Origin of the sequence: Promicromonospora sp. AC04 (assembly GCF_003058225.1) — a bacterium.
Taxonomy (GTDB): domain Bacteria; phylum Actinomycetota; class Actinomycetes; order Actinomycetales; family Cellulomonadaceae; genus Promicromonospora.
Genome location: NZ_QBUG01000002.1, coordinates 290482 through 309348, shown reverse-complemented (window position 1 = coordinate 309348; position 18867 = coordinate 290482). Strand labels below are relative to the sequence as shown.

General features: G+C 70.8%; 16 protein-coding genes and 1 riboswitch. Of the genes, 8 read left to right on the top strand and 8 right to left on the bottom strand.

Going from position 1 to position 18867, the window contains the following annotated elements; all coding sequences use genetic code 11:
• The first annotated feature begins 243 nt into the window (after positions 1-243).
• From C8K30_RS06905 to C8K30_RS06895, 3 genes are read left to right on the top strand one after another with little or no spacing between them, the layout of a single operon-like run.
• Positions 244-1593, top strand: a complete 1350-nt coding sequence (locus C8K30_RS06905; RefSeq protein ID WP_108492155.1) for an extracellular solute-binding protein — start codon at positions 244-246, stop codon at positions 1591-1593.
• Positions 1594-1597: 4 nt separating this feature from the next.
• Entirely contained in the window at positions 1598-2473 is an 876-nt protein-coding gene (locus C8K30_RS06900) for a carbohydrate ABC transporter permease (RefSeq protein WP_108492154.1), read from the top strand.
• Complete coding sequence (locus C8K30_RS06895) at positions 2473-3363, top strand: carbohydrate ABC transporter permease (protein WP_233257029.1); 891 nt, start codon at positions 2473-2475, stop codon at positions 3361-3363. The genes C8K30_RS06900 and C8K30_RS06895 overlap by 1 nt, the downstream gene beginning before the upstream one ends.
• Positions 3364-3609: 246 nt before the next feature.
• Here C8K30_RS06895 and C8K30_RS06890 read toward each other — a convergent pair whose 3' ends face one another.
• From C8K30_RS06890 to C8K30_RS06880, 3 genes are read right to left on the bottom strand one after another with little or no spacing between them, the layout of a single operon-like run.
• The gene (locus tag C8K30_RS06890; RefSeq protein WP_108492153.1) at positions 3610-4029 is read right to left on the bottom strand and encodes a hypothetical protein; all 420 of its coding nucleotides are present in this window, start codon (positions 4027-4029) and stop codon (positions 3610-3612) included.
• Between the two features lie 19 nt (positions 4030-4048).
• Positions 4049-4909: a formyltetrahydrofolate deformylase gene (gene purU, locus C8K30_RS06885; RefSeq protein WP_108492152.1), complete on the bottom strand. Its 861-nt coding sequence runs from the start codon at positions 4907-4909 to the stop codon at positions 4049-4051.
• 9 nt (positions 4910-4918) lie between these two features.
• Positions 4919-5551 (bottom strand): GNAT family N-acetyltransferase, encoded by a 633-nt coding sequence (locus tag C8K30_RS06880; protein ID WP_108492151.1) that lies wholly within the window; start codon positions 5549-5551, stop codon positions 4919-4921.
• An 88-nt stretch (positions 5552-5639) separates the two neighbouring features.
• Here C8K30_RS06880 and C8K30_RS06875 point away from each other — a divergent pair, with 88 nt between their 5' ends.
• Entirely contained in the window at positions 5640-6149 is a 510-nt protein-coding gene (locus tag C8K30_RS06875; protein WP_036968504.1) for a GNAT family N-acetyltransferase, read from the top strand.
• A gap of 10 nt (positions 6150-6159) precedes the next feature.
• On the opposite strand, the gene C8K30_RS06870 is transcribed toward C8K30_RS06875, so the two are convergent.
• Positions 6160-7638: an FAD-binding oxidoreductase gene (locus C8K30_RS06870; RefSeq protein WP_108492150.1), complete on the bottom strand. Its 1479-nt coding sequence runs from the start codon at positions 7636-7638 to the stop codon at positions 6160-6162.
• 79 nt (positions 7639-7717) lie between these two features.
• Positions 7718-8710 carry a hypothetical protein gene (locus C8K30_RS06865; RefSeq protein WP_146197376.1) on the bottom strand — a complete coding sequence of 331 codons (993 nt, stop codon included), beginning with the start codon at positions 8708-8710 and terminating at the stop codon, positions 7718-7720.
• Positions 8711-8866: 156 nt separating this feature from the next.
• Positions 8867-8953: riboswitch (ZMP/ZTP riboswitch) on the top strand.
• 97 nt (positions 8954-9050) lie between these two features.
• Between C8K30_RS06865 and glyA the strand changes: the two genes are divergently transcribed.
• The 4 genes from glyA (at position 9051) to C8K30_RS06845 (ending at position 13084) form a co-directional block, all read left to right on the top strand.
• Positions 9051-10331: a serine hydroxymethyltransferase gene (gene glyA, locus C8K30_RS06860; protein WP_108492148.1), complete on the top strand. Its 1281-nt coding sequence runs from the start codon at positions 9051-9053 to the stop codon at positions 10329-10331.
• A gap of 86 nt (positions 10332-10417) precedes the next feature.
• A complete protein-coding gene (locus C8K30_RS06855; protein WP_108492147.1) occupies positions 10418-11302 on the top strand; it encodes a bifunctional methylenetetrahydrofolate dehydrogenase/methenyltetrahydrofolate cyclohydrolase in 885 nt (294 codons plus the stop codon).
• Between the two features lie 358 nt (positions 11303-11660).
• Positions 11661-12143, top strand: a complete 483-nt coding sequence (locus tag C8K30_RS06850; protein ID WP_108492146.1) for a VOC family protein — start codon at positions 11661-11663, stop codon at positions 12141-12143.
• 116 nt (positions 12144-12259) lie between these two features.
• A complete protein-coding gene (locus C8K30_RS06845; protein ID WP_108492145.1) occupies positions 12260-13084 on the top strand; it encodes an exodeoxyribonuclease III in 825 nt (274 codons plus the stop codon).
• Positions 13085-13244: 160 nt separating this feature from the next.
• Here C8K30_RS06845 and galK read toward each other — a convergent pair whose 3' ends face one another.
• From galK to C8K30_RS06830, 3 genes are all read right to left on the bottom strand, one after another.
• Positions 13245-14477: a galactokinase gene (galK, locus tag C8K30_RS06840; protein ID WP_108492144.1), complete on the bottom strand. Its 1233-nt coding sequence runs from the start codon at positions 14475-14477 to the stop codon at positions 13245-13247.
• A gap of 93 nt (positions 14478-14570) precedes the next feature.
• On the bottom strand, positions 14571-16658 hold the full coding sequence (locus C8K30_RS06835) for a beta-galactosidase (protein WP_108492143.1): 2088 nt from the start codon (positions 16656-16658) through the stop codon (positions 14571-14573).
• Positions 16659-16771: 113 nt separating this feature from the next.
• Positions 16772-18703, bottom strand: a complete 1932-nt coding sequence (locus C8K30_RS06830) for a glycosyl hydrolase 53 family protein (protein ID WP_158280950.1) — start codon at positions 18701-18703, stop codon at positions 16772-16774.
• Positions 18704-18867: the final 164 nt, after the last annotated feature.

The following is an 18867-nucleotide window of genomic DNA, read 5'->3' as shown; positions in this document are numbered from 1 at the left end:
TGGTTGCGGTTAGGGGCCTGCTAACCGCAACCAACTCTGCAGTCAGCAAAGGAGCGCCGACCAAGTCTGCAGTCCGGACTGTTGGCAGCCGGTGCGAGCACCTTGGGGACCGCAGGGGGGTACGGAGTGACAGCGCTGACAATTGTTGCGGAGAGTCCCTTGACTCCGGCACGTCTGGGGTGAATCGTGTGCCTCAGCTCGCCCGGCGGCGTAGCCGGGCATCGCACGACGCAAGGGAGCTTCATGCGCACGGCACGAGTCCTCATCGCACCCGCCGCGGCCGCGGCACTCGCCCTATCGCTCGGTGCCTGTGGCACCGGCGGGGGCGGGTCCGACGACGCCACGATCACCGTCGCCTACCAGAAGTTCGGCAACTTCACGCAGGCCGACACCCTGTTCAAGGACGTCAAGGCTGACTACGAGAAGGCGAACCCCGGTATCACCGTGGAGCTGGTGCCCATCGAGGCCCAGCAGAACGACTACTTCACCAAGCTCGCCCTGATGAACCGGTCGCCCAGCACCGCGCCCGACGTCATGTACGAGGACACGTACATGATCAAGTCGGACGTCGAGGCCGGGTACCTGGCACCGCTGGACGACTACCTCGCCGAGTGGGACGAGTGGGGTCAGTTCGTCGACAGCGCCAAGCAGGCCGGGGCGGGCGACGACGGCAAGACCTACGGCGTCTCCATGGGCACCGACACGCGCGGCCTCTGGTTCAACAAGGACGTCCTCGCCAAGGCCGGCCTGCCGGAGGACTGGGCGCCAAAGTCCTGGGACGAGCTGCTCGAGGCGGCCCGGGCGATCAAGGAGTCCGACCCCGATGTGGTCCCGTTCAACATGTATTCGGGCAAGCCCCAGGGCGAGGCCGCGGTGATGCAGGGCTTCGAGATGCTGCTGTACGGCACCGGCGACACGCTCTACGAGGACGGCAAGTGGGTGCTGGGCTCGCAGGGCTTCATCGACGCCCTCGACTTCGTCGGCACGGTGTTCTCCGAGGGGCTCGCCCCCACGCCGCAGCAGGCGCTCGACACCAACATCGGCAACACGGTGCAGGCCGAGTGGCTGCCGGAGGGCAAGGTCGGCATCGCGCTGGACGGGTCGTGGGTCGCGGGCAACTGGCTCGAGTCCGGCGTCGCGCCCTGGCCCGAGTGGTCCGAGAAGATGGGCACCGCCCCCATGCCCACCCAGGACGGCGCCGACCCCGGTGCCGTGAGCATGTCGGGTGGCTGGACCCTCGCCCTCGGCTCCGGCTCCGAGAACCCGGACGCCGCGTTCGACTTCATCTCGATGGCCCTGAACCGCGAGAACTCCCTGTGGTTCGACGTCGCGAACAGCCAGATCGCGGTGCGGACCGACGTCGCGGAGGACCCGGAGTACACGAAGACCAACCCGACAACGGAGTTCTTCACCGGCCTGGTCGACGTGACCAACTTCCGGCCCGCGACGTCGGACTACCCGAAGGTCTCCAACGAGATCATGGTCGCGATGGAGTCCGTCATGACCGGACAGCAGACGCCGGAGGAGGCAGCCGCCGTCTACGACGAAGCAGTAGCCGGCATCGTCGGCGACGAGAACACCGTCCAGGGCTGACTCGATGGCCGTCACATCCCGCGGCGTGGCGCGGGCGGTACCGCTCGCGCCCGCCGTCGTCCTGCTCGCGCTGTTCATGCTCGGCCCGGTGGTGTGGTCGTTCTACGGATCGTTCACGAACGCCGCGCTCACCGGGCCCGCCGCCCTCAACCCGGAGTGGATCGGGTTCGACAACTACGTCGCGCTGATCGGCGACCCCGACTTCCCCAAGTCGCTGTGGCTCACCGTCGTGTTCGTGTTCCTCTCCGCGGTGGTGGGGCAGAACGTGATGGGCATCGCGCTGGCGGGGCTGCTCCGCTCCGCGGTGCGGCCCGTGCGGTCCATCGCCTCGACGGTGGTGGTCGCCGCGTGGGTGCTGCCCGAGATCGTCGCGGCGTTCGCGTCGTACGCGTTCTTCCACTCCGACGGCACGCTGAACACCATGCTCGGCGGGATCGGGATCCCCGGGCCCGACTGGCTCTACTCCACCCCGATGCTCGCGGTGATCGTCGCCAACATCTGGCGCGGCACGGCCTTCTCCATGATGGTCTACTCGGCGGCGCTCGCCGAGGTGCCGCCGGAGCTCACCGAGGCCGCGCAGCTCGACGGCGCGAACGGGCTGCAACGGCTCGCCTGGGTGACCCTGCCCGTGATCCGGCGGAGCATCTCGACCAACCTCATGCTGACCACGCTGCAGACCCTTTCCGTGTTCACGCTGATCTACGTGATGACCGGTGGTGGCCCCGGCACGGACAGCTCGACCCTGCCGATCCTGGCCTACCAGGAGGCGTTCAAGTTCGCGCAGGTCGGCTACGGCACGGCCATCGCGACGGTGATGATCGTCGTGGGCGCGATCTTCTCCGTGATCTACATCCGCGCGCTCCGACCGGAGGTGGACTGATGGCCGGCACGACGACGGCGCCCGCGGTGCAGACGAGACGTGGCGGGCCGGTCGGCCAGCTGGCGGGACCGCGCGTCAAGGCGACCAAGGTGGCGGCGAACCTGGTGCTGCTCGTGATCGCGGTGTGCTTTCTGCTCCCGATGGCCTGGGTGGTCGTCGCGTCGTTCGACGCGGAGGCGACCCTCTCCTTCGGGTTGCCCGACACCGTGACAACGGCGAACTTCTCCGCGATCCTGACGCCCGAGCTGACGTGGCTGCCGCTGTGGAACGCATTCGTGCTGTCCGCCGGCGCGGGGGCCATCACAGTGGTCGTCGCGGTGCTCGCGGCCTACCCGTTGTCGCGGTACCGCATGCGGTTCGGCAAGTACTTCCTGTACTCGGTGCTGTTCGGCACCTGCCTGCCGATCACGGCGATCATGGTCCCGGTGTACGCGCTGTTCGTGCAGCTCAACCTGCTGGACTCGCTGCCAGGGACCATCTTCTTCATGGCGGCGACGTCCTTGCCCATGGCGATCTGGATGACCAAGAACTTCATGGACTCGGTGCCCATCTCCCTCGAGGAGGCGGCGTGGACCGAGGGCGCGTCGGCCATGCAGGCGCTGCGGACGATTGTGCTGCCGCTCATGCGGCCGGGGATCGCCGTCGTGTTCATCTTCGTGTTCGTGCAGGCGTGGGGGAACTTCTTCGTCCCGTTCGTGCTGCTGCTCTCCCCGGAGAAGCAGCCGGCGGCCGTGAGCATCTTCGCGTTCTTCGGGCAGTACGGCTCGGTTGCCTACGGGCAGCTCGCGGCGTACTCCCTGCTCTACGCGGCGCCGGTGCTCGGGCTGTACGTACTGGTCACCCGAATCTCCGGCTCGGCGTTCGCCCTGGCAGGTGCGGTAAAGGGCTGAAGGGCAGGAACCACGGACAACTAGTCCGCTTTGACCAAGCGGTTGCGCATGTATTTCACCACCGGAGCATGCGCAACCGCTTGGTCAAAGCGGACCTTCACCGGGAGCCGCCGCTCAGCGGAAGACGACGGCTCGCGTGACCAGATGGAAGGGAGGTAGTCTTTAAAGCAGCCGCCTCCTGCGAGGAGTGTCGGAAGTGAAGCCGGGACCCCCTGATGGACGTCAGGAGCCCGGCATCGCGCATTTCTAGGGCAGGTCGATTTCGATGACGTCGATCTGGCCGATGTCATCGAGGACGCTGACAGTGCCTGACCGCGCACCGTTGACTGCGCCGGCGACAGCGTCGGGGATCCAGAGCATCGGCTCGTCCTTTGGCCGTGCGAACTCGACTCGGATGGACGAGCTGATCGATCGCTTACCTCGAAGGGCCTTGACCAGGCGTAGGTCCCGCTCATTGAGGGCGGAGTGCCTGGCCTCGAGCCACACGTGCGCAACTCCCAGACTGTCCAGCTCATACAAGAGCCGTTCGGTGCAGATCGCGCGCGCTCGCTCCTGGCGGCGGCCATCCAGAGGCATTCCGACGACGACGAGGTTGACGACGTCGTGATTTCCGATGGCCGCCGCAATCTTGGCCTGGCGCTCCGGTGTCTCGTGGCGCCAGTGCAATCGCTCGCGCCGGTCGAGGTCAGCGGAAGACGACCGTGCGGCCGCCGTCGAGCAGCACCCGGCGCTCGGCGTGCCAGCGGACGGCGCGCGCGAGCGTGCGCCGCTCGACGTCCTCGCCGATGCCGACCAGGTCCTCGACCGTGCGGGAGTGGTCCACGCGCTCGACGTCCTGCTCGATGATCGGGCCCTCGTCGAGGTCGCCGGTCACGTAGTGGGACGTGGCACCGATGATCTTCACGCCGCGGTCGTGGGCCTGCCGGTACGGCCCGGCGCCCTTGAACGACGGCAGGAACGAGTGGTGGATGTTGATGATCTGCCCGCTCAGGTCGCGGCACAGCTCGTCGGACAGGATCTGCATGTACCGGGCCAGCACCACCACCTCGACGTCCAGCTCGTTGACCAGGCCGCGAAGCGTCGCCTCCGCCTCGGCCTTGGTGTCCTTGGTGACGGGCACGTGGTGGAAGGGCTTGCCGTAGAAGGTCGCGATGTCCTCCAGGTCGCGGTGGTTGCCCACCACGCCCACCACGTCGATCGGCATGCGCTGCGACCGCTCCCGGTACAGCAGGTCGACGAGGCAGTGCGCGGCCTTGGAGACCATGACGAGCGTCCGGATGCGCCGGCCGACGACGTCGAGCGTCCACGTCATCTCGAACTGGCCCGCCACCTGCGTCATCGCAGTGGTGAGCTCGTCGCGGGACGCCGTCGACTCGACCTGCACGCGCATGAAGAACAGGCCCGACGCCGGATCGCCGAACTGCTGCGACTCCGTGATGTTGCCGCCGTGCTCCGCGAGCATTCCCGCCACCGCATGCACGATTCCCGGCTGGTCCGGGCAGGACAGGGTGAGGATCCAGTGGGTGGCCGCGGTCGTGTCGTTCACGCGGTCAGGCTAACCCGCCGCGGCGGCCGGGACCGCCCCCGGCGTCAGCTCCCGCCGCATCACCCAGCGCCGTCGGCCGCCGCTCACGCCGCTCGTCTCGGCCGCGCGCTCGAAGCCCGCGGCCTCGAACATGCGCACCGTGCCGACGTAACCGCTGATCACGTCGACGCGGTCAGCGCCGACGTCGGCCGGGTAGCCCTCGACGACCTCGGCGCCGTGCGCCCGTGCGTGCTCCACTGCACCAGCGAGGAGGTGGTGCATGAGCCCGCGCTTGCGGTACCCCGCGCGGACCACGAAGCACACCGCCACCCAGGCGTCACGGCCGTCGACAAACGGGATGGTGCGGCTGTTCATGAGCCGGCGGTACGTGGAACGGGGCGCGATCGAGCACCAGCCCGCCACGACGTCGTCGACGTAGACCAGCTCACCGGGGCCGGGCTCGGTCTCGCAGAGGTTCCGCATGTAGCCGGGGCGCTCCTCGTTGCGGACACGGCTGTCGCGGTAGCTCATGCACCAGCAGCCCCCGCCGCCGGGCTTCTTGACTCCCACCACCTCGTAGAAGTCGTCATATCGCCCGACGGCGGGGCGCACGTCGATGCGCTCGTCGGCCTCCGCCGTCCGCCGGGCTCCTGAGTTCCCCATGCCCTGAATCTATGCGGGACCACTGACACGACCATCTGCACCGCGAACACCGTCGACCCGGGCGCGCCACCTCTGACACGATGGACCCATGAGCAACTCCACCACGACGATCGCGCTGGTCGAGGACGACCACGCGGGCGAGCTCCTCACGCTGCGGCGCGCCGCGTTCGTCACCGAGGCCCAGCTGTACGACGACCCGCACATCCCGCCCCTGACCCAGACGCTCGCCGAGCTGCGGGAGGACCTGGCGCGGGACGACGTCGTGACGATCGGCGCGTGGGAGGGCCACCGCATGATCGGCTCGGTGCGCGTCGAGATCGAGGGCGAGAAGGCGACCCTCGGCCGCCTCGCCGTGGCCCCGGACAAGCAGGCCCGCGGCATCGGTACCGAGATGCTCTTCGCGGTGCTCCCGTACCTGCCGGAGCAGACCACGGAGATCTGGGTCTTCACCGGCAAGGACTCCAAGCAGAACCTCGCGCTGTACACCAAGCACGGGTACGAGGAGCAGTACGACAAGGCCGCGGGCGACCTGACGTACACCTACCTGCGCCGTGTGCTCGGCGCCGCGGGCGCGCAGCCCGTGCCGCAGGAGAAGTAGCTCAGGCCGATCAGGAATCGAAGCCCAGACCAAGCGCGTCCAGCGACCGGAGCAGCACGTTCCGCCGCCCGCGCTGGTGGTCGGCCCGGTCCAGCGACCAGCGGGTGGCTTGGATCCCGGCCGCGGCGACCGGCTCCGGCGGGAACGGGGGCGGGGCCTGCCGCACCATCTGGAGCGCGGTGCGCTCGGTGTCGGGGGAGCCGTCGAGGACGTCGAACCGGTCCAGCATGACCTGCGCCGCGAAGTGCGTGGCCGCGACGCCGAGCCCGGTGAACCCGGCCGCGTGCTGCACGCGGCCGCCCGCGGCCTGACCGTAGAACGCGCAGAACCGGGTGGACGTGTCGATCGCGCCGGACCACCGGTGCGTGAGGCGGCTGCCCTCGAGCTGGGGGAACGTCGTCAGCAGGTGCTCGGCGAGGCGCCGGAAGGTCTCGGGCCGGTCCTCGTACGCCCTGCTCAGACGTCCGCCGGGGTGGTAGACGGCGTCGTACCCGCCGAACACGATCCGGTTGTCGGCAGTCAGCCGGTAGTAGTGGAACTGGTTCGCCACGTCCGCGAGGCCCTGCCGCCCGCGCCAGCCGATGCTGCCCAGCAGCTCGGCGGACAGCGGCTCCGTCGCGATCACGTAGTCGTAGACGGGCACCGTGTGCAGGCGGTAGCGCCGCAGCAGGGACGGGAAAACGTTGGTGCCGAGGATCACGCGATCCGCGCGCACGGCGGCCTCGCCCGCGGGCGACGTCGTCCGCAGGACGACAGCGCTGTCTGCCCTCCGGCCGGGCGGGACCAGCCGCGTCACCCGCGTCTGCTCGAAGATCTCGACGCCGAGCTCGCTCGCGACACGAGCCAGCTCGGCGGCCAGCCGGGCGGGGTGCACCAGCGCGGCGTCGTCGGGACGGACCAGGCCCGCCTCGTAGGTCGGGCTGGCGATCTCGGCACGCATCTTCGCCCGGTCGAGAAACGTGTGCGGGACGCCCGCGCGGGCGGCGTCGTGCGCGGCCTCCTGCAGCCAGTCGATCTGGTGGGGCTCCACGGCGAGATCGACGATGCCCGTGCGCTCCCACTGGCAGTCGAGGCCGAGGTCGCTCACCGCGGACTCCATGGCGGCCAGGTTCTCGTGGCCGAGGCGGTCGAGGACGTCGAACTCGTCGGGCCAGCGCTTCCGGCCGTTCTCGTCGCCGTGCGTGAGGCTCGCCTCGCAGAACCCGCCGTTCCGGCCCGACGCGGCCCACCCGACCGACCGCGCCTCGACCAGCACCACGCGCGCGCCGGGGTTGCGCTGCTTCGCGCGCACCGCCGACCACAGGCCGGTGTACCCGCCGCCGACCACCGCGACGTCGGCCCGGGTCGGGGCCGACAGCGCGGGGTAGGTGGTGGGCTCGCCCACGTCGTCCTGCCAGAACACCGCTTTACGCGTCCCGGCCAGAGCATGGTCGACGACGGACCTGGCCGGGATGTTGCGCTCGAAGACGGTCTGCTGCTGGCGCGCCATGCCACAAATCTAGCCAATGTCCGGTGGCGGCCGGTTTCGGCGGGGTGAGCGGCAGATGACAGTGCTGGTCGGGGTGCGTCTAATCGGCGAGGCAGATCGTCTCGTAACTGCGCGCCGCGTCGAAGCCGAGCTCGAGCTTGTCCGAGGACCCCTCCGGGCACTTGGCGGTGCCGACGATGAGGCCGGTGACCTTGTGCGCGCCGTCCGACGAGCACGCGAGCTCGGCACCGTCCTTGTCCACGCAGTCGCCGGTCATGAGCTGCCCGCCGCCCATGCCGGGGTCGCCGGGATGGTCCTCGGACAGGTTGCGGGCACAGACCGCCTGCGTCTCGCCGCCGGCCTGGCCGTCCTTCTGGAAGACGACGTCGGTGCCGGCCGGGCAGTGCAGCTGCTCCACGGACACGGCGTCCTGGATGTCCAGGATCGTGACCGTGGCGTCGGGGTCGTCGCAGAGCAGCGGGCGGTAGGTCCCGCCCTCGGCCTCGGTGTCCCCGCCCGTCGAGTCCGGTCCGGCGCACGCGTCGACCGCCCACGTCGCAGCGGTCTCCTCGTCGCCACTATCAGGCCCGAAGAAGTGCACGGCGACCGCGACGATCACACCCGCGGCGACGAGGAAGGCCACGACGGACCAGATCCAGTCCCGTCGGCCGGTGCTCCTGCCGCCGCCGCGGCCGCCGCCGCTGAAGCCGGCTGGCCGTCGGTTCGGGTCGGGCGGCATCGGGTTGGCGCCGGACCGGGTCGGGAACTGGCCGGACGACGGCTGTGCGGGCCGGAACGGACCGGACTGCGGTTGGCCACCGGTCGGGAACTGGCCCGTCCCGGGCCGGCCGGTCGTCGGGAACTGGCCTGACTGCCGGCCGGTAGGGAACTGGCCCGACTGCGGGCCGGACTGGAGCTGACCGGGCCGGGCCGGGCCGGTCGGGAACTGGCCCGACTGCGGCCGGGCGCCGTTCTGCGGTGGTCCGTTCGGCACCTGGCGGGGCTGGCCGCCGGTCTGTGGTCGGCGGTTCTGGCGGTACGGGTCTGGCTGGTGTTCCGGAACACCTGCGTCCGGTGACACGGGGGAGGGCATGAGCGGCACATTAGCGACGTCCGGGTGAATAGGGAAAGGGTCTCAGGTACTTTCGCTGCAATTCCGGGCTTCGTGGTGTATAGCGACACGACAAGTAGCTGCGCGGGCAAGGGTTGCCGGGCATGCGGGCACGGGCCGCGACGGCCGCTGCTACGATCTTCGGGTCGCGACTGGCGTCAGGTGGATCACCACCGGGGAGCGACGAGTCATGCCGACGACGGGTCGTTCGCCTGGGCCCTGGGTCACCTCGTGGAGGGTGTGCGCCCGGGCAACATGTCACGGTGCGTGTGCCATCCACCGCCGTCCGACTATTTCCCCGTCCCGCATGAATCGAGGAGCTATGAGCGCATCGACTCCCGACCCGCTCTCCACCCCGCTCGCCGAGCTCGACCCCGAGATCGCCGCCGTCCTGGACGGAGAGCTGGCCCGCCAGCGCGACACTCTCGAGATGATCGCGTCCGAGAACTTCGTGCCGCGCGCCGTCCTGGAGGCCCAGGGCTCGGTCCTGACGAACAAGTACGCCGAGGGTTACCCGGGCCGCCGCTACTACGGCGGCTGCGAGCAGGTGGACATCGCGGAGAACCTCGCGATCTCCCGTGCCAAGGACCTGTTCGGCGCCGAGCACGCCAACGTCCAGCCGCACTCCGGCGCCCAGGCCAACGCCGCGGTGCTGCACGCCCTGATCAACGCGGGCGACAAGATCCTCGGCCTCGAGCTGGCCCACGGCGGCCACCTCACGCACGGCATGCGGATCAACTTCAGCGGCAAGCTGTACGACGTCGGCGCCTACGGCGTGGACCCGCAGACCTACCGCATCGAGATGGACGAGGTCCGCAAGAAGGCGCTCGAGCACCGCCCCGACGTCATCATCGCGGGCTGGTCCGCCTACCCGCGGCACCTTGACTTCGCCGCGTTCCGTGAGGTCGCGGACGAGGTCGGCGCCAAGCTGTGGGTCGACATGGCGCACTTCGCCGGGCTCGTCGCGGCGGGGCTGCACCCGTCGCCGGTGCCGCACGCCGACGTCGTCTCCTCGACCGTGCACAAGACGATCGGCGGGCCGCGCTCCGGCTTCATCCTCGCCAAGGAGGAGTTCGCCAAGAAGATCGACTCCGCGGTGTTCCCGGGCCAGCAGGGCGGCCCGCTCATGCACGTGATCGCCGCCAAGGCGGTCTCGTTCAAGCTCGCCGCCACCGAGACGTTCAAGGACCGCCAGGAGCGCACGCTCCGCGGTGCGTCGATCATCGCCGAGCGGCTGTCCGAGCCGGACGTGACGGCCAAGGGCGTGTCCGTGCTGACGGGCGGCACCGACGTGCACCTGGTGCTCGTCGACCTGCGCAACTCGGAGCTCGACGGCCAGCAGGCCGAGGACCTCCTGCACGACGCCGGGATCACCGTGAACCGCAACGCCGTCCCGTTCGACCCGCGGCCGCCGCGTGTCACCTCGGGCCTGCGCATCGGCACGCCGGCGCTCGCCACGCGCGGGTTCGGCGACGCCGAGTTCACCGAGGTCGCCGACATCATCGCGACGGCCCTGAAGGACGGCGCGGCAACGGACGTGGACGCCCTCTCGGCCCGAGTGGCAAAGCTGACGGCCGAGTTCCCCCTCTACCCGGGTCTCTGACCACAACGCCACGTTGAGTGCTGGGTTTTCGCCCTTGAACGGCCGCTGCCGGGGCGAAGATCCAGCACTCATCGAGAGAGGACGACATGGTTGCTCAGATCTTGGATGGGAAAGCTACCGCTGGGGCCATCAAGGCGGAGCTGACGGAGCGGGTTGCCGCGCTGCGCGAGCGCGGCGTCGTGCCGGGGCTCGGGACGCTCCTGGTGGGTGAGGACCCGGGCTCGCAGTGGTACGTCGCGGGCAAGCACCGTGACTGCGCCGAGGTCGGCATCGCGTCGATCCGGGAGGACCTCCCGGCTGACGCCACGCAGGAGGAGATCGAGGCAGCGGTCCGCCGGCTGAACGAGGACCCGGCCTGCACCGGGTACATCGTGCAGCTGCCGCTGCCGAAGGGCATCGACACCAACCGCGTGCTCGAGCTCGTCGACCCCGACAAGGACGCCGACGGCCTGCACCCCACGAACCTGGGGCGCCTGGTGCTGCGGGTCAACGAGGAGATCACCTCCTCCCTGCCCTGCACCCCGCGCGGCATCATCGAGCTCGTGGAGCGGCACGGGATCAAGCTCGCGGGCAAGGAGATAGTGGTCCTGGGCCGCGGCGTCACCGTGGGCCGCCCGATCGGCCTGCTGCTGACGCGGCGCGCCGTGAACGCGACGGTCACCCTGACGCACACCGGCACGCAGGACCTCGCCGCCCTCGTCAAGCGGGCCGACGTCGTCGTGGCCGCCGCGGGCGTCAAGGGCATCGTGTCCGGCGAGATGGTCAAGCCGGGCGCCGTGCTGATCGACGTCGGCGTCTCCCGCGAGATCAATCCGGAGACGGGCAAGTCGCGCGTCGTGGGCGACGTCTCGCCCGAGGCCGCCGAGATCGCGGGCTGGGTGTCGCCCAACCCGGGCGGCGTCGGGCCGATGACGCGGGCGATGCTCCTGGCGAACGTCGTGGAGTCGGCGGAGCGGGCGCTCGGCGTCTGACGCCACTCTTGGTCGGCTCCGGCCCGGCACCTCTTCGTCGTCGTGCCGGCTTCGAGCGGCCCGCCAACTGGCTCTCGTTCAGCATGCGCTTGCTCCGGGACACCACGTGGAGTCCCGGAGCAAGCGCATGCTGAACGAAAGTCACTTCTCGCTGGCAGGGACAGCGGCGGCTGGTTGGATGCCTGCCATGGATGGGTCGAGCCACCGCCTCGGCGCTCCGTGGGACGAGGAGCAGAGCAGGCCCGGCACGCGAAGGCCGATTCCCGCCAACCCGCTCCGGCCGATGAGTTTTCGGCGGGTACCGGGTCGGACCAGGGGACGGGGCCACCGGCGCCCCTCGATCACCCAGGAGGACACGATGGTCACCGTTCGAGCGCATCTCTGGTTCGGGAACAACAAGGCCGGCGAGGCCGCCGCGTTCTACGCCGAGCACATCCCCGGTTCGTCCGTGGACAACGTCATGAAGGCGCCGGAGGACGTGCCAGGTGCCGAGCCGGGCGCGGACTTCGTCGTGGAGTTCACGGTGGCCGGCCTGCCCGTCACCGGGCTGAACGCCGGCCCGCACTTCACGCTGAACGAGGCGTTCTCGTTCTACCTGTCCGTCGAGGGCCAGGAGGAGGTCGACCACTACTGGGACCTTCTCACCGCCGACGGCGGCGAGCCCGGCGCCTGCGGCTGGCTCAAGGACAAGTTCGGGGTGTCCTGGCAGGTGATCCCCAAAGAGCTGGAGGAGCTCTCGGGCACGTACTCGACGCCCGCGCAGATCGCCACGATGAACGCGATGCTCAACATGGGCAAGATCGACGTCGCCGCACTGCAGGCGGCCCCCGACGGGGCGTGAGCGAGCGGGCGTGCGCAGCCCGCTCCTACCCAGTGATTCGGCGCGGGACTCCGACGTCCACGGGCCGCATCACTGGGCAGAAGGGGACTGTCAGAGGCGGCAAGTAGGCTTCCCCGGTGCCCCTGATCGTCGCCACAGCCAATGTCAACGGGATCCGCGCCGCCGTCCGCCGCGGGATGGACTCCTGGATCGCCACCCGCACACCGGACGTGCTGCTGCTGCAGGAGGTGCGTGCCCCCGACAAGATCGCCCGCGAGCTGCTCGACGGGTGGCACGTGGCGCACGCGGAGAGCGAGGTCAAGGGCCGCGCCGGGGTGCTCGTCGCGTCCCGCCTGCCGCTCGGCGAGGTCCGCACGGGTCTCGCGGCCCATGGGCCCGATGGCGCCCCGGAGCCGGACACCGACACCGGCCGCTGGGTCGAGGCCGACGTCCAGCTGCCCGACGGCGGCACGCTCACCGCCGTCTCCACCTACCTGCACTCCGGTTCCACCAGGCCCGGCGAGGAACACACGATGGTGGCCAAGTACGCGTACCTGGAGAAGGTCACGGCGCGCCTCGCCGAGCTCTCCACGGCGCAGGCCCCCGCGGTCGTGGCCGGCGACCTCAACATCGCCCACCACAACGTGGACATGAAGAACTGGAAGGGCAACCTGAAGAGTGCCGGCTTCCTCCCCGAGGAGCGTGCCTACGTGACGCGCTGGCTCGACGAGCACGGGTGGACCGACCTCGGCCGCAAGCACGCCGGCGACGGGCCCGGGCCGTACACGTGGTGGTCGTGGCGCGGCCAGGCCTTCGACAACGACTCCGGCTGGCGCATCGACTACCAGCTCGCGAACGAGGCGCTCGCGGACGCGTGCCGCAAGGTCGAGGTCGACCGCGCGCCGACCTACGCCGAGCGCTGGAGCGACCACGCCCCGGTGGTAGCCACGTACGAGCTGTAGCCCGCCACTCGCCCGCCCACCCGCACTCTCGCACGCTCGGAGTAGAACCGCGGCGAAGTAGGGCGAGATAGAACTCTGGCGAGATAGAACCCTGGCAATCGCCGCGGTTCTACCTCGCCAAAGTTCTGTCTCGCCCTGGTTCTACTTCGGCGGGATGGGGTCAGCCGGCCGGGGCCGACGGCGGGGCCAGCAGGAACGCGGGAGCGATCAGGTTCGCGTCCGCGAAGGCGTCCGCGACCGCCCGGGCGACCGTATCGACGTCGGACAGGCGGACCAGCGCGATGGCGCTGCCGCCGAAGCCGCCGCCGGTCATGCGCGCGCCGAGCGCGCCCGCCGCCACTGCGGACTCGACGACGAGGTCGAGCTCGCGGCAGGAGACCTCGTAGTCGTCCCGCAGGGAGGCGTGCGAGGCGAGCATGAACGGGCCGACGTCGGCCGCACGGCCCTCCCGCACCAGGTCGGCGAACCGCGCGGTGCGGTCGATCTCGGACACCACGTGCCGCACCCGGCGGCGCAGCACGCCGTCGGGGTCGTGCGGCTCGAGCTCGGCCAGCGCCCGGTCGATGCCCATGCCGCCGAGGGTCGGCGCGATGTCGCGGAGCGAGTCCAGCCCGAGCAGCTCCGCGGCGTGTTCGCAGCTCTCGCGGCGGGCCCGGTACTCCCCGGAGACGTGCGAGTGCTCGGCCCTGGTGTCGACGACCAGGAGCGTCAGACCGGCGGTGGCCAGGTCGAACGGTACGGGCACGCCGGACTCCAGCGGGTTCAGCCCGGGCCGGAAGTCGAGCAGCAGCGCGTAGCCTTCACGGCAGCGCAGCGACGCCGACTGGTCGAGACCGCCCGTGGGCGCGCCCGCGATCTCGTTCTCCGCGCGCCGACTGGCGTCGACCAGCTCGGCGCGTCCGGCGTCGGACGCCGCAAGACCGAGGCTGGCCACCGCGTCCAGGGCCACCGCGACGGCGGCCTCCAGCGCTGCCGAGGAGCTCAGCCCGGCCCCGAACGGCACGCACGAGTCGACCGCGGCGTCGAAGCCGCCGACCTTGTGGCCGGCCTCGGCCAGGGCCCAGGCGACTCCGGCCACGTAGGCGCCCCAGCCCTGCACCGCGCCGGGCGCGATATCGGACAGGCGGGCCTCCCAGATGCCCTCTGCCTGCGCCGACACCAGCCGGACCTGGTCGTCCTCGCGCGGCCGCAGCGCGATGTAGGTGCGGTGCGGCAGCGCCGTCGGGAGGCAGAGCCCGGCGTTGTAGTCGGTGTGCTCGCCGATGAGGTTGACCCGGCCGGGGGCGGACCAGACGCCCTCGGGGGAGCCATCGAACGAACGTGTGAAGAGCTCGTCGACCCGGTGCGCGCCTTCTTCGGCGCTCCAGGCCTCGAGCCAGTTGATGGTGGTCACGGAACTGATTATTGCCCTCTCTGCGCGCCGGACCCGCAGCGGGTCAGGCAGCGAGACCGCGGGTCCGGCGCGCTCGTGCTGCGGCGTGCGGCGTCAGGCGTCCTGGCGCAGCACGCGGACGGCGCCTGCGGGCACGTCCGCGTCGCCCGCGACGGCGTCCCCGGTGAGCAGGTCGGTGGCCGGCGCGTCCAGGGGCAGTTTCGCGTCGTCGTCGCTGTGGTTGATCGCGATCACGTACTCGGCGGCCCCGGCTGCGGACGAGCCGCGCCGGCGCACCACCTCCAGCCCCTCCACGGTGCCCGACGGCGCCAGGCCCGCGCCCGCGTACACGTCGGCCATGACCGTGGCCAGGGCGTCGACGTCCAGGTTGGTCGACACGTACCAGCCCGTGCCCGCGCCGTGGCGGTGCCGGGTGATCGCGGCGCCGCCCGGCTTGGGGCCGTCGGCGTAGGTGCCGACGGGCTCGGCGCCCGCGAGGACCAGGTCGTCGGCCCAGACCGTGCCGGTGAGCTCGTTGGTGCTGGTGCTCGTCGCACCAGCTCCCGCCGCCCCCGCCCGGTACGCGACGGTGAGGGACTCCTCCTCGCGCAGCGGCAGGAACTCCTCGACCCACACGCCCAGCGCGTCGCGCAGGGGAGCCATGAACCCACCCGGGTGCACGGCGTCGTGCTCGTCGACTATTCCGCTGAAGTAGCTCACCAGCAGCGTGCCACCGGCCTCGACGTAGGCGGTGAGGTTCGCGGCGTCGTCTGCCGTGAGCAGGTACGACGCCGGGGCGACCACCAGCTTGTACCCCGACAGGTCCTGGCCCGGCCGGACCAGGTCGACGGTGTGGCCGTCCCGCCAGAGCCGGTCGTAGTAGGTGTCGATGCGCTCCCGGTGGCTTGTGCCCTCGCTGGGCCGGTGCTCGAGGTCCTGCGCCCAGAACGACTCGTAGTCCCACACCAGGGCGACGTCGGCGTGCACGCGGGAGCCGCGCAGCTCGGTCAGCCGCCCGAGGTTCGCGCCCAGCTCGGCGACCTCGCGCCAGACCCGCGAGCCCGTGCCGGCGTGCGGCAGCATCGCGGAGTGGAACTTCTCCGCGCCGGACCGGGAGGCGCGCCACTGGAAGAACATGATGGCGTCCGCGCCGCGGCCCAGGTGCGAGAACGAGTTGCGGGCGAGCTCCCCGGGCCGCTTGGCGACGTTGCGCGGCTGCCAGTTTACCGCCGACGTCGAGTGCTCCAGCAGGAGCCACGGCTTGCCGCCCGCTACGGACCGAGTGAGGTCGGCGGCCAGCGCGAGCCCCACGTGTGCTCGCGGGTTCGCCGCCCAGAGGTAGTGGTCGTTCGAGACGACGTCGACCTCCTTGCCCCACGCGAACAGGTCCGTGGACGGGCAGCTCGCGGCCATGAAGTTGGTGGTCACCGGCGCCGCGGAGTGTTCGCGGATCGCGTCGCGCTCCGCGACGAAGCAGGCGCGCAGGGCGGCGTCGGAGAACCGCGCGAAGTCGAGCTGCTGCGCCGGGTTGACCGACGTCGGCGCGGCGGCCGGCACCTGCACGTGCTCCCAGTCGCCGTAGACCTGGCCCCAGAACGCCGTGCCCCAGGCGGCGTTCAGCCCGTCGAGCGAGCCGTACCGCTCGCGCAGCCACAGCCGGAACGCGCGCTGGGCGTGGACCGAGTAGTCGAGCGACACCGGCGCGCCGTACTCGTTGTGCACGTGCCACCCCGCCACGGCCGGGTGCTTGCCGTACCGCTCGGCCAGCTCGGTGCTGATGCGCAGGGCCGCGGACCGGTACGCCGGCGCGGTCGGCGCCATGAGCCCGCGGGAGCCGGGGCCCATGGGTGTGCCGTCCCGGTCGACCACCCGCGCGTCCGGGTGGGCCGCGAACAGCCAGGCGGGCGGGGCCGCCGTCGGCGTGGCGAGCAGGATCCGGATCCCGCCCTCGTGCAGCAGGCCGATGATGCGGTCCAGCCAGCCGAAGTCGAACTCGCCCTCGCGCGGCTCCAGCAGCGCCCAGCTGAAGATGCCGAGGCTGACGAGGTTCACACCCGCCTCGTTCATCAGCCGGACGTCCTCCGCCCAGACCTCCTCGGGCCACTGCTCCGGGTTGTAGTCGCCGCCGTAGCTGATCTGCTCGACGCCGGTGAGCCAGCCGTCGAACTGCGGTCCGGGCACAAAGCTCGGGGTCTCAGACATGAGGGTCCTCTCTCAGGTGTATCTGTGGAACTCAAGAGCTTGGTTGTGGGCGTGATCGTTGTGACTGCGTGCCCGCTTCAGGCTCAACGATCGCGCCCACAACCAAGCTCGGGTCAGCGGTTCGGTACGACGTGGATCGTCGCCGTGACCGGACCGTACTTCGTGGTGCCGTCGACGGTGAACGTGCCGGGGGTCGCGGTCGCGTCGTCGGGCACGTCCTGCCAGGCGACGCGGGTGCGCGCCAGGCCGTCCCCGGGGGACAGGACGCCGACGGTCCGGGGCAGCCGGACGTCGTCGTCCACCTCGGTGACCACGTGCACGGAGTCCTCCAGGACATGCGTGACGTCGCTGTCGCGGTAGACGTCGAGCGACGCGTTGGCCTCGGGGAACCAGCCTGCATCGGTCTCGACCCAGGTGAACATGGGCTGCCAGTTCGCGGGCTCCCAGACCAGCACGCCCTGCACCCGGTTGCCGGGCACGTCGTTGGCGACCTGGAAGACCCGCTGGATCGCGTCGGCCTGGCCCTGGACGGTCACGGGGAACGGCGAGTTGGGCAGCGGCGTCGGGTCGCCGGGCGGCCAGCTCTCGGCGGGGTAGGCCGTCTCGGCGACGTCGAGCGCGTACTCCGGGAAGGCCTCCGCGATCGTGTACAGGTTGTGCTCGAGGTCCTCGGGGCTGCCGTGCCACTGAGGGTAGTAGGACAGGGCGAGCACGTCCGGGGCGGCGTCGGCGGCCTCGAGCCGGGTGAGCAGCTGCGTCCAGAACTCCATGGTCTTGTCGAGGCGGCCCGTGTCGACGATCGCGTGGATCTCGACCTCGGACTCCGGGGACGCCTCGCGCACGGCGTTGATGCCGGAGGCCATGAGGGTCGCGAAGCGGTCCCACTGCTCGGTGTAGGCCTGCTGCTCGGCGGGGTCCTCGCTGCGCCAGTAGTCCCAGAGCAGGCCGCCGCCCGGCTGCGACTGGTAGACGTCGGCCTCGTCCACGAAGTACTGCGGCGCTGTGGTGCCGATGATCTGCGCCTCGCTGCCGTACAGGAAGCCGTTGATCACCTCGTTGCCCACCGCGACCTTCGCCGGGGTGGTGCCCTGCTCCGCCAGCTGCGTCAGGTAGTCCGCGGTGAAGTCGTGGACCTCCTGGGTCAGCTCGTCGAAGGGCAGCTCGGCCCAGGCGCGCGGCTTGGGCTGCTTGCTCGGGTCGGCCCAGCTGTCGGCGTAGTGGAAGTCGATGCCGAGGCTCATGTCGTGGTCCACGACCTCGCGGGCCACCGTGAGCGAGCGCTCCGGGCCCTGGTACGCCGGGTCCGTCTCGACGCCGGTGCCCTCGTCGCGCGGGTCGTTCCAGATGCGCAGGCGCAGGTGCTCCATGCCGCGGTCCTTGACGACGTCGAGCAGGTGCGGGCCGGGGTCCGGCTCGCCGGCCAGGGCCGCCTCCGCGTCGAGGTAGTAGGGCTGGTCGCGTTCCTGGTCGGCGTAGGACAGGTCGGCGCCGAGGACCAGGTCCTCGCGCAGGTAGTTGTACGCGTGCACCTCGGCGACGCCCGTGCCCGCGTTCGTCGCGGCGAACCGGACCCGCAGGTAGCGGGTTCCCTCGCTGTCGACAAGGGCGGTGGTGCCGGCGGCGCCGCTGCGTCCGTCGTTGTGGTCGGCGACGGTCACCCAGCGCTTCCGGTCGGTGGAGGTCTCGACGACGTAGCGCGCGGGCGCCGCGTCCGCGAGGACCACCTCGACCTTGTGCAGCCCGTCGTAGGCGCCGCCGAGGTCCACGGTGAGCGACTGCTTCCCGTGAGCGCCGCTCGCGGTGCGGTCCGACGGCGTCCAGGCGGTGCCCTCGTCGTCGTCCAGCGCGCGGCCCGCATCGGCGTCGTTGCTGGTGGCGTGGGCTGTGACCCAGGCCTTGCCCGCGAGGTCGGTCTCCACGGGCTCGATCACTGCCTCGCCGTAGCCCGCCGCCGACGGCCCGATTGCGAGGCCGACCGTCGTCAGTGCGACTGCCAGGGCGGCGCTGCCCGCGAGGGCGCGCCGACGGTGTGTGCTGTGCGTCATGAGGACTTCCTTGTCCGGGTCGGAACGTGCGTGGGTGCCCCGGACACCACCGTAGGTCCTCGAAGCGCCAGGTGGGAATACGCTTCCCGACGACGGGCCCCCGGGAATCGCGCAGGATGCTCCGAGATGCGATGAACGATTCCCGGCGGGCCCCGGCCACGCGC

Coding starts and splice junctions, on each gene's coding strand:
- C8K30_RS06880 (WP_108492151.1), bottom strand. CDS start 5,551: ATGGGGAACTCAGGAGCCCGGCGGACGGCGGAGGCCGACGAGCGCATC.
- C8K30_RS06900 (WP_108492154.1), top strand. CDS start 1,598: ATGGCCGTCACATCCCGCGGCGTGGCGCGGGCGGTACCGCTCGCGCCC.
- C8K30_RS06865 (WP_146197376.1), bottom strand. CDS start 8,710: ATGCCCTCCCCCGTGTCACCGGACGCAGGTGTTCCGGAACACCAGCCA.
- C8K30_RS06855 (WP_108492147.1), top strand. CDS start 10,418: ATGGTTGCTCAGATCTTGGATGGGAAAGCTACCGCTGGGGCCATCAAG.
- C8K30_RS06835 (WP_108492143.1), bottom strand. CDS start 16,658: ATGTCTGAGACCCCGAGCTTTGTGCCCGGACCGCAGTTCGACGGCTGG.
- C8K30_RS06870 (WP_108492150.1), bottom strand. CDS start 7,638: ATGGCGCGCCAGCAGCAGACCGTCTTCGAGCGCAACATCCCGGCCAGG.
- C8K30_RS06850 (WP_108492146.1), top strand. CDS start 11,661: ATGGTCACCGTTCGAGCGCATCTCTGGTTCGGGAACAACAAGGCCGGC.
- C8K30_RS06895 (WP_233257029.1), top strand. CDS start 2,473: ATGGCCGGCACGACGACGGCGCCCGCGGTGCAGACGAGACGTGGCGGG.
- C8K30_RS06905 (WP_108492155.1), top strand. CDS start 244: ATGCGCACGGCACGAGTCCTCATCGCACCCGCCGCGGCCGCGGCACTC.
- glyA (WP_108492148.1), top strand. CDS start 9,051: ATGAGCGCATCGACTCCCGACCCGCTCTCCACCCCGCTCGCCGAGCTC.
- C8K30_RS06875 (WP_036968504.1), top strand. CDS start 5,640: ATGAGCAACTCCACCACGACGATCGCGCTGGTCGAGGACGACCACGCG.
- C8K30_RS06830 (WP_158280950.1), bottom strand. CDS start 18,703: ATGACGCACAGCACACACCGTCGGCGCGCCCTCGCGGGCAGCGCCGCC.